This window comes from Burkholderia sp. BCC1644 (genome assembly GCF_902833225.1).
In the GTDB taxonomy this organism is placed as follows: domain Bacteria; phylum Pseudomonadota; class Gammaproteobacteria; order Burkholderiales; family Burkholderiaceae; genus Burkholderia.
This window is the reverse complement of sequence record NZ_CADFEI010000008.1, coordinates 270758-285011: the sequence shown is the minus strand read 5'-3', so window position 1 is coordinate 285011 and position 14254 is coordinate 270758. Positions and strand designations below refer to the sequence as shown.

Below are 14254 nucleotides of genomic sequence, written 5' to 3'. Positions count from 1 at the left end.
GTGGAAACGGAAGCCCCATGCGCGACGACGCGCTTCGCGTCACTCGTCGCGGCCGCGCGTGTCGTCGCCGCCTTTCGCGAGTCGCCATGCGATCGTGCCGAGCACGCCGACCGCGACGACCAGCGCGCCCCACAGCACGTAGCGGCGTGTCGCGTCGGTATCTGCGGCCGGCACCGGCGCGACCGCCGATACCGGCAGCGCCGCGCCGACCCGTGCGGGCCGCACTTCGGGCGCCATGCCGACCAGCAGCGCATCGCGGCTCACCGCCGACGACACCAGCGAAGCGTCGCCGACGCCGAGCGTAAACGGCGGTGTGCCGCGCGCGACGAAGGTCAGCGCGGCCGGATGCCAGCCGATCGCGACGGCCGGCTGGCCGCCGCCGAACCCGCCGTTGCGCATGTCGACGACGATCCGCCATGCGCGATCCGTATCCGCCGCGAACTCGAGCGGCGGATTGCGCTGCTCGCCGGCCTTGCCCTGCAGCCGGAACAGCACGGCGCCCGCGACGTCGCGCCACGGCGCTTGCGCGTCGGTGCGGCTCTGCAGCGTCGCGCGCGCGACGGTGTTCGGCTGCGGCAGGTCGACGCGCACGCGATCGACCGGATACGCGCCGTCGGTGTCGAACAGATACTCGCCCGGCGTACTGCCGGCGCGCACGCGCACCGCGTCGCGCCACTGGCGCGGCACGGACGCGGTGTCAGTCCCGCGCGCGTCGCGCGGATGCGTGTCGACGTCGATCGACGCGATCGCGGGCGCGCCGTCGAGCCAGTCCAGCCGCAGATAGCGAGGTGCCGCGCCTTCGAGCGCGATGCGTTCCTGCACCAGCATGTCGTCGCCGTGGCCGACCTTCAGCAACTGCGTGCTGCCGAGCGACCGCCAGTTGCGCAGGTCGTCGCTCGCTTCGATCGCGACACGCCCCTGGTAGCTGTCGTCGCCCACATGCACGAGCAGCGCGTCGATGGTGCCGTCCGTATGCGACAGGTCGACGAGATCGGCGCCGTGCTTCGTGCGCGCCGGTGCGGCGGTCGCCGCGCGCAGCGCGCCGTCCGGGCCGACCGTCACGCCGAGCGGCGCGCTGCCGTTGTCGGTGCGGGCCGGCGGCAGCGGAAACCAGTGCACCGGCGTGCGCGTCGGCGGTACCGCGGGCGTGGCCGCGACGGGTGCGTCGAGCGAATACGGCACCGGTTCGCCCGCGCCGTTGAAGATGCGCACGTCGCCGAGATCGTCGCGCCGGCTCGCCGCATACACGGGCTGCGGCACGGTGAGCTGGTAATACGCGGCGCTGCCGTCGAGGTCGAGCGCGAAGCGTTGCGTGACGCGTCCGGCGCCAGGTGCGCCGTCGGCCGCCGCGAACGACGCGAGCAGGCTCAGTCCGAGCAGGGCGGCGAGTCGCTTCATGGCTGGTCGTCCTGTTGCGCGGCGGCCTTCGGCGGCAGCGGCGAGAAATACCCGATCAACAGCAGCAGCACGCCGATGCCGATGAACGACACGATGCGCTCGATACCGGTCACATGCGACAGGTCGAACAGGAACAGCTTGACGACCGTCAGCGCGAGCAGCGCTGCGCCGACGAACCACAGCGGACGCAGCCCGCGGCGCGTGGCCCAGATCGTGATCGCGAGCGCGCAGAGCGTCCAGTACACGGACACCGATGCCTGCACGAGCGTCGATTCGGCCATCGCGCCGAATTCGTACGGCACGCCGGCCCAGTGATGCAGCGTGCGCAGCAGGATCGCGTTCAGCCACAGGAACGCGGTGGCGCCGGCCGCGCTCAGCAGCTCGACGCGATACTTGCCGAACGACCAGCCGAGCTTGCGCGCGCGGATGAACCACGACGCAGCGAGCGCATAGACGACCGCGAGCACGAGATCGAGCGGGTTGAAGAGCGGCACGCGCGCCCAGTTTCCGCCGTCCTGCGTGAAGTTCGCGTAGAAGGTCCACACCCACATCACGACGATCAGCGGCAACGACGCGAACGCGCATACGCGCGCGATGCCGTCGCGGCGCGTCAGCCACATCCCGGCGAACGCGAACAGGCTCCAGCCGACCATGAATACCTGCTGAATGTCGAACGACGACAGCACGGTGTCGATGTCGTAACCCAAGTGGAAACGGTGATGCAAGGTGCGCAGCATCAGCGCGTTGAACCACAGGAATACGGTTGCGACCGCAACGTAATCGACGGTGCGCGGATGCCATGCGATGCCGAGCGTCTTCAGGCGGCGCAGCCAAACGGCGAACGCGACGAAGATCAGGAACTGCGCGATGTCGAGCGGATTGAGCAGCGGCAGCCAGAAGAGCGGTGCGGCATCGCCGTCGCTGATCGTGCTGGCGAGGCTCCACAGCCACAGCAGCGCGGCGAGCGGCGCGGCGCCCCATACCTGGTACGCGCGCGGGAACGCCGCGACGGGCCAGCGCAGGCGCGAGCCGGGGCCCGACACGAGCAGGAGCAGCGCGCCGAAACCGTATGCCCACGCGCTCCAGCTCCATGCGCCTTCGGGGACGAACGCGCGCAGGCGCCAGAAGCCTTCGAGCGACAGCAGCCCGCACAGGGTCCAGAACGTCAGCGTATGCAGCGGCGCGACGATGCCGGCGGCGATCGATGGCACCGTGCCGTTCGCGGCATCGGTGCCGGCCGTGCCGCGCGACTGGCGCCACAGCAGGGCAAGGCCCGCGCCGACGGCGACGGGCCACGCGAACGCGCCCATCCCCGACAGCGGCGCTTCGTGTGCGTCGAACGCGCGCAGCGCGAGCAGGGCCAGCACCGGCGTCAGCGCAAGCGCGGGCCATTCGGCGAGCGGCCACGTGAGCCGGCGGCGTGCGACATGCGCGAGCCACGCGGTGCCGGCCGCAAACAGCGCGGTCGTATCGACGACGAAGCGATCGACATGCAGGTCGACGTGACGGCTCGCATAGACGAGGATCTCGTGCAGCCCGCCGCTGACCCACCACAGCAGCCCCCACGCAGCGGCCGCGGCGCCGTTCTCGGGCATCCATGCATGCCACGCGCGCGCTTCGTCGCGCCCGTGCAGCCACCAGCCGGTGAACAGGCCGGCAAGCGCGATCAGCAGCATCGCGATGTACGGGCTGTTGAGCACGGGCAGCGCGGTGGCGTCGGCCGGCCCGAGCAGGCTCGTGAAGAACGCGCCGGCCGCGGCGACCTGCATCAGCAGCCCGAAGCCGAACGGCAGCAGGCGCTTCTGGCGCACGCCGAGCCACACGATGGCCGCGCCTTCGATCGCCCACGCGGCGCTGGTCGTCGGGCCCGAGAAGGCGAGCGGCACGGCCAGCGTCGCGAAGATGACCGCGAGCGCGAGCATCGATTCGAACAGCAGCCCGAGGCGATCGCGGCGCCGCGCGAGCCACGCAGCGATGGCGACATAGAACGCGGACAGCGCGACGGCGCTCCACGCGAGCCCGAATGGCATGCCCTTCACGAGCGATGCCTGCAGCGCGGTCGCGACGATCGGCGTGCCGAACACGAGCGTGCCGTCCACGTAGTGCCGCAGCGCGAGTTCGCGTTTCACCGCATACAGCAGTGCGATACCGACGTACATCAGGAAGAACAGGATCAGGAACGGCTCGGTGCTCGCGAACAGCGCGGGACGATAGGCCGTCACGCCCCACGCCGAGCCGATCGTGAACGTGAATACGAAGCCGAGCAGGTTCAGCGGGCGCCACGCCTTGAACCACGCGATCGCGAAGATGCCCGCGTTCAGCAGCGCGTAGTAGCTGAACAGCGCGACGTGGTTGCCCTGGCCGGTCGACAGCAGCACCGGCGCGAGGAAGCCGCCCGCGCTGCCCATGAACGCGAGCGGCAGCGCGTTCTGCCGCACCGCGAGGAACGCGCTCAACGCGCAGACCGCGACCATCAGCGGGAACGCCGCGCCGACGGGCAGCAGCGCGTAAAGCTTGGTGGCGGCGAAGATCGTCAGGTACAGGATGCCGATGCCGCCGCCTTGCAGGACGAGGCCGTACGCCGCGCGGCGCGCCCGCACGCGCCAGCCGATCGCGAGCAGCGCGGCCGCGGCGAGCGCCGTGCCCGCGAGGCGGAATTCGATCGGCAGCATGTTGTTGTCGGCTGCGTACTTGAGCAGGAACGCAACGCCGAAGAACAGCACGATGACCCCGACGCGCACGACCGTGTTGCCGCCGAGCAGCCAGTCGCGCGCGGCGCCGAATGCACGGTCGACGATGCCGGGTTCGCGCGGCGCGGGCGGGGCAGGGCGGGCCGGTGCGGCGGCGGGGCTTGCCGTGGTGCCGACGGGAGCCGGCGTGGGTGCGGCCGGGCGCGCTGCGGTTGCGGGCGCGGGCGTCGGTGCCGGTATCGAGGTGGAGGCCGGCGTGCCGGTTCGTGCGGCGGCAGGTTGTGCGGGTTGTACAGGCGGTATCGGGACGGGTGTCGACGACAGCGCGGATGCCGCACCGGCCGACGCCGTTTGCGCGACGCTGCCGGCTGTCGCTGCACCGGTCTTCGCGCCGGCCAGCTGGGCGCGCAGCGAGTCGAGTTCGCGCGTGAGCGTGTCGACGGTCGCTTCGAGGCGCGCGACGCGATCGGCGAGCGGCAACGGCGTGGAAGGTGTTGTCGCGGACATCGCGAACGCATCGGGCGCGGCGCGCTTGCTCTTGAGCCTGTGTTGCTGCAGCGCGTGACCGATACAGAACCCGACGGCGGCCCCGAGCAGCGAGCCGTTCGCGGCCGAGAAATCCCCGATCAGGGCGGCGATGCCGCCCACGACGAAACCGATTACGGCGAATGCCCAGTTCAACGCCTTGCTCCCTCTCACTATCGTTATCGTCCATCGATCGCGGATTGCACCGGATCGAGGCGGTTTCAGCACGGCCGGCAGGCGAACCGGCATGCGCGTGCCGCGTGGGTGGACCCTCGTGCGAAAGGCCTGCGGCAACGTCGCGATCAGCGTGTTTGCGGGGAATGTATCACAGCGGCCCGTCGCGGATTTCCGGGGTTGGCGCGGTATCGCGGCGTGCGCCGTCCGGTGTCGTCGAACGGCTTTTTGCACGGTCATGCTTTTTACCGGTGAATGCGCTGGGTGTTTTCGTCTGAACAGACGTCCGCCGGATCGGACGTGAATTTGTCGCAAAGCGACGCACCGCCGATGCGCATCGGCGCAAAACCTCATGCGATGCGCGCCGCGCTGCTGCGCACAAGTCAGACGGGCGATGCCCGCCGGTGTTGGGTGTGCGCGTATTGCGCTGCCGCAATCGGGTGCCGCCGCGCGGCGCGGCCCGCCAGGCGGGGCTGGAGGGCGTGTCGTATTTGCGCAAGCGTTTGTCGTAATTCGTCGGCAGGTCGGGGTTTTTTCTGGCAACTATGTAGGCACGCTATGACAAGCGCGAGTCCCCGCTACACGAGGAGAAGGTTTCGATGGATGCCCCCAAGGTCGTGGTCGAAGGTCTGTGCAAGGTGTTTGGAAGTAACCCGCAGCAGGCGCTCGACATGCTCGCCGCCGGCGCGACGAAAGACGATGTGCTCAAGCGCACCGGTCAGGTCGTCGGCGTGCACAACGTCTCCTTCGAAGTGCAGGAAGGCGAAATTTTCGTGCTGATGGGCCTGTCCGGCTCCGGCAAGTCCACACTGATTCGCCTCGTGAACCGGCTGGTCGATCCGAGCGCCGGCAAGGTGATGATCGACGGGCTCGACGTCGCGTCGGCGCGCCGCTCGGCGTTGACCGCGCTGCGCCGCAAGGACATGAGCATGGTGTTCCAGTCGTTCGCGCTGATGCCGCATCGCAGCGTCGTGTCGAATGCCGCGTTCGGCCTCGAAGTCGCGGGCATGGGCAAGAAGGAACGCGAGCGCCGCGCGATGGAAGTGCTCGAGCAGGTCGGCCTCGCGCCGTTCTCGCACAAGCTGCCGTCGGAGCTGTCGGGCGGCATGCAGCAGCGCGTCGGCCTTGCCCGCGCGCTGGCCGTGAACCCGTCGCTGATGATCATGGACGAGGCGTTCTCCGCGCTCGATCCGCTCAAGCGCCGCGAAATGCAGGACGTGCTGCTGCAACTGCAGAAGGAACAGCGCCGCACGATCATGTTCGTGTCGCACGATCTGGAGGAAGCGCTGCGCATCGGCAACCGCATCGCGATCATGGAAGGCGGCCGCCTCGTGCAGGTCGGTACGCCGCAGGACATCATCGCGAACCCGGCCGACGATTACGTGCGTGCGTTCTTCGACGGTATCGACACCAGCCGCTACCTCACTGCCGGTGACCTGATGCAGACGGGCGCCGTGCCGATCGTGTCGAAGTGCGATGCCGCGAACGTCGCGGCGACGCTGAACGGCAGCGCCGAATACGCGTTCGTGCTCGACGCCCAACGCAAGATCCGCGGCTTCGTCACGCGCGACGCGATCGGTCAGGACACGCCGTCGGTGCGGCCGATCGAAAGCATCCGGCACGATGCGTCGCTCGAACATGTCGTCGCGCGTGTGGTTGCGAGCCCGAATGCATTGCCCGTCGTCGACGACGACGGCTGCTACTGCGGCTCGGTCGATCGTGCGCTCATCCTGAAGGCCATCACGCGTTCGCGAGGCTCCCATGTCTGAAATGATTCCGCTCGGTACCTGGGTCGACCAGGGCGTTCACTACCTGCTCGACCATGACGCGAAGACGTTCGACGCGATCGGTCAGGCGATCGAGGGGCTCGCGGCATTCGTCGAGCACGGCCTGCAGGCGATTCCGATGTGGCTGATGATGGCGATCTTCATCGGCGTCGGACTGTGGCGGGTGGGCTGGCGCTTCGCGCTGTTCACCACCGCGTCGTTGCTGCTGATCTTCGCGACGGGCTTCTGGGATCAGACCGTCATCACGCTCGGCCTCACGCTGTCGTCGACGATCATCAGCCTCGTGCTCGGCATTCCGCTCGGCATCTGGGCCGCGAAGAGCAAGTGGGTCGCCGCGATCGTGCGCCCGATCCTCGACCTGATGCAGACGATGCCGGCCTTCGTCTACCTGATTCCGGCCGCGATGCTGTTCGGTCTCGGCCGCGTGCCGGGGATCCTGTCGACGGTGATCTTCGCGATGCCGCCGGCGGTGCGCCTGACGAGCCTCGGTATCCGCCACGTGAACCGCGAGATCGTCGAAGCCGGCCAGGCCTTCGGTTGCACGCCTTGGCAGCTGCTGTACAAGGTGCAGTTCCCGAACGCGCTGCCGTCGATCATGCAGGGCGTGAACCAGACGATCATGATGGCGCTGTCGATGGTGATCATCGCGTCGATGGTCGGCGCGGGCGGCCTCGGCAACGACGTGCTCGCGAGTATCCAGCGCCTCGACATCGGCCTCGGTTTCGAAAGCGGCCTGTCGGTCGTGCTGCTCGCGATCATTCTCGACCGCATCACCGAAAGCTTCGGCCGTGCGCCGGGCACCGTGAAGGCGCCGCTGTTCTCGGGCCTCAAGCAGCTGTTTCGCGTGAAGGCCGCACCCGCACAGGCCTGAACGACTGGCGGCCGGAACCCCCGGCCGCTCACCCTGACTGAATGACTGCCTCCGCGGCCAGTGCCGCGGGGTTAGCTCCCTGCAACCTCCTCGCCAGGAGACCGATGTGACGTCCGCCGTCGCTGTCGCGCCCGCCGCCTGCGTTTCACCGGTTTCGTCCCTCGCCCATTTCGGCTTCCTGACGCTGCCGAATTTCTCGATGATTGCGTTCTCGAGCGCGGTCGAGGTCCTTCGGATGGCGAACTACGTCGGGCGTGCCGATCACTACAAGTGGTCGATCTACTCGCTCGACGGCGCGCCCGCACATGCCAGCAACGGCATCGCGGTGCGGCCCACGCAGGCGCTCGACTACACGAACCTGCCGGATGTGATAATCGTGTGCGGCGGCATCCGCATCCGCGACGTGGTCGACGAGGGCGCGCGCGATACGCTCGCGGCGCTCGCCGAACGCGGACTGCCGCTCGGCGGCATCTGCACGGGCGCGTACGCGCTGATGTCGAGCGGGCTGCTCGACGGCTATCGCTGCACCGTGCACTGGGAAAACCTGTCCGCGCTGCATTCCGAGTTTCCGCAGGTCGGCTTCGCCGACGAGCTGTTCGTCGTCGACCGCGACCGGCTGACCTGCACGGGCGGCACCGCGCCGCTCGACCTGATGCTGAATCTCGTCGGCATGCGCTTCGGCCAGCAGCTGGCCGCGCAGGTGTCCGAGCAGTTCATCCTGGAGCGGATCCGCAGCTCGACCGACACGCAGCCGATTCCGGTCGATGCGCGCGTCGGCTTCTCACGCGCCGAGCTGATCGAGGTCGTGCGGCTGATGGAGGCGAACATCGAGGAGCCGCTGTCGCTCGAGGAACTTGCGCGGCTCGTGCGGCTGTCGCAGCGGCACCTGCAGCGAATGTTCAAGGTGTACCTGAACGTGTCGCCGACCCACTATTACCTGACGATGCGCCTGAAACGCGCGCGCGACCTGCTGCGCACGACCGATGCGTCGATCGCACGCGTGACGACGGTCTGCGGTTTTCATTCGCCATGTCATTTCAGCAAGGCATACCGCGCGCAGTTCGGTCATGCACCGAGCTACGAGCGCCGGTTGCCGGGGCGCTGACTCGAGAATCATCCAGTCGCGACGTCGCCGGGATCGCGGCGCGCGGCTTCAATAAACGATCCCGCATTCATGCAAACGACATCACTTTGAGGAGAAGCAAGATGAAGCGCCTATTGATCGCAGCGGTATGCGGGATCGGGATAACCGCGCCGATGTCGGCCGTTTATGCGGCCGATCCGCCCGTATGCAAGAACGTGCGCTTCGCGGATGTCGGCTGGTCCGACATCGCGGCGACCACGGGCCTCGCGTCGACGATGCTGCAGGGCCTCGGCTACAGCCCGACGAAGACGATCGCATCGGTGCCGATCACGTTCGCGGGGATCAAGAGCAAGCAGATCGACGTGTTCCTCGGCTACTGGTCGCCGACGATGGATCCGATCATCCAGCCGTTCACGAAGGCCGGCACGATCAAGGTGCTCTCGACGCCGAACCTGACCGGCGCGAAATACACGCTCGCGGTGCCCGACTACGTCTATCAGGGCGGCCTGAAGTCGTTCGCGGACATCCAGAAATACGCGGACAAGCTCAACGGCAAGATCTACGGGATCGAGCCGGGCAACGACGGCAACCTGCTGATCAAGAAGATGATCGACGGCAACCAGTTCGGCCTCGGCAAGTTCAAGATGGTCGAGTCGAGCGAGGCCGGGATGCTGATCGAGGTGAATCGCGCGATCCGCGACAAGCAGTGGATCGTGTTCCTCGGCTGGGAACCGCATCCGATGAACGTGCAGATGAAGATCGATTACCTGAGCGGCGGCGACGACGTGTTCGGCCCGAACTACGGCGAAGCGAAGGTGTTGACGGCGACGCCGCCCGACTACGCGCAGCGTTGCCCGAACGTCGCGAAGTTCGTGTCGAACCTGCAGTTCACGACGACGATCGAAAACCACGTGATGGTGCCGATCATGAACAAGGAAGACCCGAACAAGGCGGCGGCCGAATACCTGAAGGCAAACCCGCAAGCGCTCGACAAGTGGCTCGCCGGCGTGACGACGATCGACGGCAAGCCGGGCCTGCCGGCGGTGAAGGCGTATCTCGGCGTGCATTGAGTCTGAAGCGTCCGGTTTCGCGGCTTCGGCCGGAAGCCCGACGTGTTTTCCGGGCCGGCGAAAGCAGGACGCACATCCTGCTTTCGCCGGCTTTTTGCTGTCCGCTTCATGTCGGGCCCGTCGGTGAACGGACGATGCGCTAGACTGCTCGATCCCGATCGAGGAGACGGCAATGATCCGCAGTGCGCTTGAGGTACGTGAGGTATCCGGATGGCGGCAGGAAGCCGGCAAGCGGCTGCATGTGACGTCAGCGGGTATCGACGCAGGCTGCGGCCGGACGATGCCGCATCGCGGCCATTCGCTCGCATGAAGCGTATCGAGCAAGTCGTGCTTGCCGCCGATCTCGCGGGCACGGCGGTGTTCGCGGTCGAGGGCGCGAATGCGGCGATCGGCGCCGGACTCGACCTGTTCGGCGTGATGGTGCTGTCGCTCGTCGTCGCGCTCGGCGGCGGCGTGATCCGCGATCTGCTGCTCGGCGCCCGGCCGCCCAGCGCCGTCAGCGACTGGCGCTATCCGGCGCTCGCATTCGTGTCCGGGCTGTTCGCGTTCGTCTTTCATGCGCGGGTGGCCGAGTTCTCGCCGTCGCTGCTCACGACGCTCGATGCGGCCGGCCTCGCGTTGTTCGCGGTCGCGGGCGCGGTGAAGGCGCTCGAATTCCGCGTTCATCCGTTCATCGCGACGCTGATGGGCGCCGTGACCGGGTGCGGTGGCGGCGTCGTGCGCGACGTGCTGCTCGCGCGGATACCGGTCGTACTGGTCACCGATATCTATGCGAGCGCGGCGCTGCTCGGTGCGGTCGTCGTTGTGTCGTGCCGGCGGCTCGGTTGTCCGCCCGTCGTCGCGGCCGTGCTCGGCGGCATCGCCTGCTTTGCGCTGCGGATGGCGGCCGTGCGCTTCGGCTGGCAACTGCCGAAAATTGCCGCCGGGGCGTAAGCGTCGGTTTCGGAAGGATGTCTTGCGCGGCTGCACCGGCTTGCTGCCCGGCAGAGGATGAGACAGAATCGCGACGACTGAACCGGGCGACCGTCCGTTTCGCACAGCGCAGTGGATCGCAATCGGGTGCGCCTATGCCTCCTCTCGTCGAAGCAATCCTTGGCTGGGCCACAGCCGCGCTTGGCGCACTCGGCCTGCTTTGCATGATGATCTGGCCGTTGACGCCGGACCGGTGGGTGTTCGACGCCGGCTATGCGTGTGCGCCCGACGGCCGGGACCTGATCCTGTCGCCGCGGCGTCTGCGCTTCGGCCACTTCGTGTGGTGGTCGTTGGGTTTTGGTCTGACTGCCTTCGGACTGGCCTGCATGACCGGCATACCCGCGTTCGCCGGGGCCATGACCGGAGACGAGTTGCACACGTGGTACGAATGGCTCGGACTTGGTGCCACCGGCGTGTTGGTCATCGGCGCGGGTGGGCTGTTGATCTGGATCGGCCGCAAGCTGATGCGCGCGCGCTGGTTCGCCGGTCCGCTGCGTGAAACGCGGTTCTGCTGGCGCGACGAAGAACGCTGGATCGATATCCGCACCACGCGCCTGCTGCGCAAGCCGATGCTGAATACCTGCGCGTGCCGCGATCTGGAGCGCGTGCTGGTCGGTGGTCGGAGAAGTATCGACGGCGCGGTCGTGGGTGGTTCGCTGGTGAAGATCCAGAGCGATCTGGTGCAGCTCGTGCTCGTTTTTCGTGATCGCCGGCCGATCGACTTGATGGGCCGCATCAACGACGGCGACGGCGCGCGCCGCATGGCCGGCATGATCGGCGCCTGGTGCGGCGTCGAAGTCCAGCGGGTCGACGGTTTGCCTGATGTGACGCCGTTCAATTTCGACCGGATCTGACCATGCCCGCTGCGCCCGGCGAGCGCCGGGCACCCGCTTCACGACCCCTTCGTCGCCGCCGGCACGTCGAACACGCGATCGAACGCCCACTGGAACACGAACGCGTAGCAGAAGAAAAACGCGAACAACCCGATATCGACGACGAACGCGTCGAACCACGAGATGTCGAGCCACCACGACACGACCGGCACGAGCATGAAGATCAGCCCGCCTTCGAATCCGGTCGCATGCAGGATCCGCCGCCCGAGCGTACGCGCCGGCTGCCGGCGCGACGCTTCCCAGCGCTCGAACAGCGCGTTGAAGATCATGTTCCACAGCAGCGCGATCGCCGACATCGTCGCCGACAACGCACCCGAATAGACGAGATCCTGCTTGAAGATCGCCGCGATCGCCGGCGAGATGCAGGATATGGCGATCGCTTCGTAGAGCACCGCCTGCGTGATCCTGCGCGGTAGGCCTTGCACGTTGTTCCTCCGGTTCGACGGCAATCGTCGAGGCGCGTGCCGCGACGTCCCGCAAGGCTACCCGCGTTGCACGCCTGCTTCAATTCACCTAATCTCACCCCGATTGAATCGAATTCAACCCGGCCGGATCCGGCCCGCGAGGCCCCGTGTTCTCGAAAATCCCCCTGACCGCATTGCGTGTATTCGAGTCGTCGGCGCGGCTCGGCACGTTCAAGGCCGCCGCGGACGAACTGTCCGTGACGCCGGCCGCCGTATCGCACCAGATCAAGTCGCTCGAAAGCCGGCTCGGCGTGCTGCTGTTCGAGCGCGGCGCGAGCGGCGTGCGGCTGACGGAGGAGGGGGAGCAACTGTTTCGCACGAGCCACGATGCGTTGCTCGCGCTCAGTCGCGGGCTGGATGCGGTGCGGCCGGAAGCCTCCGGCGAGCGCCCGCTCGTGCTGACCACCACGCCCGCCTTCGCCGCGATGTGGCTGATCCCGCGTCTCGGCGCGTTTCGCCGCGTCGATCCGCACCTGCACATCAAGGTCGAAACCGGCAACACGCTCGTCGATCTCGAACGCGATGCGCGGATCGATCTCGCGATTCGCGCGACGTCGCGCACGTTTCCCGCGCTACACGAGATCGCGCTGATCGACGAGTATTTCGGCGCGTATGCGGCAACCGGCTTCGACGCGCATCGCAGGGACGAGCCGCTCGACCTGATCGAGACCGTGTGGGATACGCCGCTGCCCGTGTCGGTCGACTGGGCGTCGTGGTGTCGTGCGGCCGGCCGCGAAGCGTGGCTCGAACGCGCGGTGTTTCGCCATTACGACGACGAGCATTACGCGCTGCAGGCCGTGCTGCACGGGCAGGGCGTCGCGTTGTTGAGTTCGGTGCTGGCCGCCGAGCACGTCGAGCGCGGTGCGCTGATGCCGATCGAGCCTTCGGTGCGAATCGAGGGCGCGCGTTTCGTCGCGCTGTGCCGGCCCGGGCGCGAGCGCGAGCCGCAGGTCAGGCGGTTTCTCGACTGGCTCGAAGCGGAAATCGCGCAGACGCGTGCGGCGGTGGCGCGGATGACGCCAGGCGACCGACGAGCGGACGAGCACATTGAGGTGAGAAGCGCCGAGTGAGCGGGAACCCGAACGTATCGGGTTCCGGTTGTCCACCGCCGCACCGTCACCCGAAACTGACGCAATAGACCGGTGGCAAATGCGCCGACACCATCTGCCAGTTGTCACCGCCGTCGCCGGACGTCCACAACCCGCCGGTCGTCGATGCCATCGCGAGGCGCGTGCCGGAATCGTCCACCGCGAGCCCGTGCCGATACACGAGGTCGTACGCGGGCGCGGACGGCAACCCGTTCGACAAACTCTCGAAGCTGCGCCCGCCGTCGCGTGTGCGCGTGACGACGAAACGGCCGTTCACCGGAATCCGGCACGCATCCTTCACGGCCGGCACGAACCACGCGGTGTCCGGTTCGTGCGGATGCACGACAACCGCGAAGCCGAAGCTCGAAGGCTGTGCCTCGATCCGCCGCCAGTGCTCGGCGCCGTCGGTCGAGCGGAAGATCGCGCAGTGATGCTGCGTCCACAGCACGTCCGGATCGGCCGCGCACTGCACGACGCGGTGCGGGTCTTGCGCGTTGGGTTCGCCGCGCCGCTCGGGCGGCATGTAGTCGGCTTCCATGCCTTCCGCGGTCACACGCCAGGTCGTGCCGCCGTCGGCGGTCTGCCAGACGCCGCCGCACGAGATGCCGACCGTCACGTGCCGGCTGTCGCGCGGATCGACCATCACCGAATGGATGCCCGGCGCGTCGTACCCGCCGCCGCCCCATTCGGCGCGTTCGGGGCGATCCCACAGCGCGCGGTTGAGCACCCACGAATCGCCGTGATCGTCGGAGCGAAACAGCCCGCCGGGGATCGTGCCGGCCCACAGCACGCCCGGCTCGTCGGCGCCGCCGGCTTCGAGCGACCAGATTTGCTGAAGCGTCCACGGCGGCTGCGGCGTGCCGGGCGGCTCGTCGTCCGCGTCGCCGGTGCCGGCATGCGCACGGGTGCCGGCGGGCGCCGCGTCGGCCGGTTGCGGCGGGTAGACGGGGACCGCGCATTCTTCCCAGCCGGTGGCGCCGGCTCGCTGGCGATGCAGTTTCACGCCGAAATGGCCGAGGTTGAGCGCCGCATACAGCGTGCCGTCGCGTGGGTCGGCGAGCACCATGCTGACGGGCTCGCCGATGAAATGCGGTTCGCCGGGCGTCCAGCCGCCCTGGCCGTCGGGCTGCAGGATGAACAGGCCCTTGCGGGTGCCGACGAGCAGTCGATCGTTCATATGCGATGTCTCCTGAGCGGCCGTCCGGGCGTTCTCGCGCCGGGTCCGGCCCGATACATCC

The 14254-nt window shown here is 68.0% G+C and carries 10 protein-coding genes and 1 pseudogene; 7 read left to right on the top strand and 4 right to left on the bottom strand.

The genetic code is table 11. The features are described 5' to 3' along the window. Positions 1-39 precede the first annotated feature (39 nt). On the bottom strand, positions 40-1398 hold the full coding sequence (locus tag HWX87_RS18495; RefSeq protein ID WP_176048459.1) for a DUF3999 domain-containing protein: 1359 nt from the start codon (positions 1396-1398) through the stop codon (positions 40-42). Then, positions 1395-4769 (bottom strand): DUF2339 domain-containing protein, encoded by a 3375-nt coding sequence (locus HWX87_RS18490; protein ID WP_176048458.1) that lies wholly within the window; start codon positions 4767-4769, stop codon positions 1395-1397. Before HWX87_RS18490 ends, HWX87_RS18495 begins: the two co-directional genes overlap by 4 nt. Before the next feature lie 495 nt (positions 4770-5264). Between HWX87_RS18490 and HWX87_RS18485 the strand changes: the two are divergent. From HWX87_RS18485 to HWX87_RS18460, 6 genes and pseudogenes are all read left to right on the top strand, one after another. Continuing rightward, a pseudogene (locus tag HWX87_RS18485) lies at positions 5265-6556 on the top strand (glycine betaine/L-proline ABC transporter ATP-binding protein); the annotation flags it as partial. Beyond that, a complete protein-coding gene (gene choW / locus HWX87_RS18480; RefSeq protein WP_176048457.1) occupies positions 6549-7445 on the top strand; it encodes a choline ABC transporter permease subunit in 897 nt (298 codons plus the stop codon). The pseudogene HWX87_RS18485 and the gene choW, both read left to right, overlap by 8 nt. Positions 7446-7551: 106 nt before the next feature. Continuing rightward, a complete protein-coding gene (locus HWX87_RS18475; protein ID WP_176048456.1) occupies positions 7552-8550 on the top strand; it encodes a GlxA family transcriptional regulator in 999 nt (332 codons plus the stop codon). 101 nt (positions 8551-8651) lie between these two features. After that, a complete protein-coding gene (locus HWX87_RS18470; protein WP_176048455.1) occupies positions 8652-9599 on the top strand; it encodes a choline ABC transporter substrate-binding protein in 948 nt (315 codons plus the stop codon). A gap of 306 nt (positions 9600-9905) precedes the next feature. Continuing rightward, complete coding sequence (locus tag HWX87_RS18465) at positions 9906-10532, top strand: trimeric intracellular cation channel family protein (protein WP_176048454.1); 627 nt, start codon at positions 9906-9908, stop codon at positions 10530-10532. Positions 10533-10666: 134 nt separating this feature from the next. Then, positions 10667-11425: a hypothetical protein gene (locus tag HWX87_RS18460; protein WP_176048453.1), complete on the top strand. Its 759-nt coding sequence runs from the start codon at positions 10667-10669 to the stop codon at positions 11423-11425. Positions 11426-11463: 38 nt separating this feature from the next. Here HWX87_RS18460 and HWX87_RS18455 read toward each other — a convergent pair whose 3' ends face one another. After that, a complete protein-coding gene (locus tag HWX87_RS18455; RefSeq protein WP_176048452.1) occupies positions 11464-11889 on the bottom strand; it encodes a PACE efflux transporter in 426 nt (141 codons plus the stop codon). A 146-nt stretch (positions 11890-12035) separates the two neighbouring features. Here HWX87_RS18455 and HWX87_RS18450 point away from each other — a divergent pair, with 146 nt between their 5' ends. Next, positions 12036-12998, top strand: a complete 963-nt coding sequence (locus HWX87_RS18450; RefSeq protein ID WP_176048451.1) for a LysR substrate-binding domain-containing protein — start codon at positions 12036-12038, stop codon at positions 12996-12998. Between the two features lie 46 nt (positions 12999-13044). Here the strand turns inward: HWX87_RS18450 and HWX87_RS18445 are convergent, their stop codons facing one another. Further along, positions 13045-14193, bottom strand: a complete 1149-nt coding sequence (locus tag HWX87_RS18445; RefSeq protein WP_176048450.1) for an exo-alpha-sialidase — start codon at positions 14191-14193, stop codon at positions 13045-13047. Positions 14194-14254: the final 61 nt, after the last annotated feature.

Excerpts from the sequence above, each read along its gene's own strand:
- HWX87_RS18495 (WP_176048459.1), bottom strand. The coding sequence starts at position 1,398 with ATGAAGCGACTCGCCGCCCTGCTCGGACTGAGCCTGCTCGCGTCGTTC.
- choW (WP_176048457.1), top strand. The coding sequence starts at position 6,549 with ATGTCTGAAATGATTCCGCTCGGTACCTGGGTCGACCAGGGCGTTCAC.
- HWX87_RS18470 (WP_176048455.1), top strand. The coding sequence starts at position 8,652 with ATGAAGCGCCTATTGATCGCAGCGGTATGCGGGATCGGGATAACCGCG.
- HWX87_RS18465 (WP_176048454.1), top strand. The coding sequence starts at position 9,906 with ATGAAGCGTATCGAGCAAGTCGTGCTTGCCGCCGATCTCGCGGGCACG.
- HWX87_RS18460 (WP_176048453.1), top strand. The coding sequence starts at position 10,667 with ATGCCTCCTCTCGTCGAAGCAATCCTTGGCTGGGCCACAGCCGCGCTT.
- HWX87_RS18445 (WP_176048450.1), bottom strand. The coding sequence starts at position 14,193 with ATGAACGATCGACTGCTCGTCGGCACCCGCAAGGGCCTGTTCATCCTG.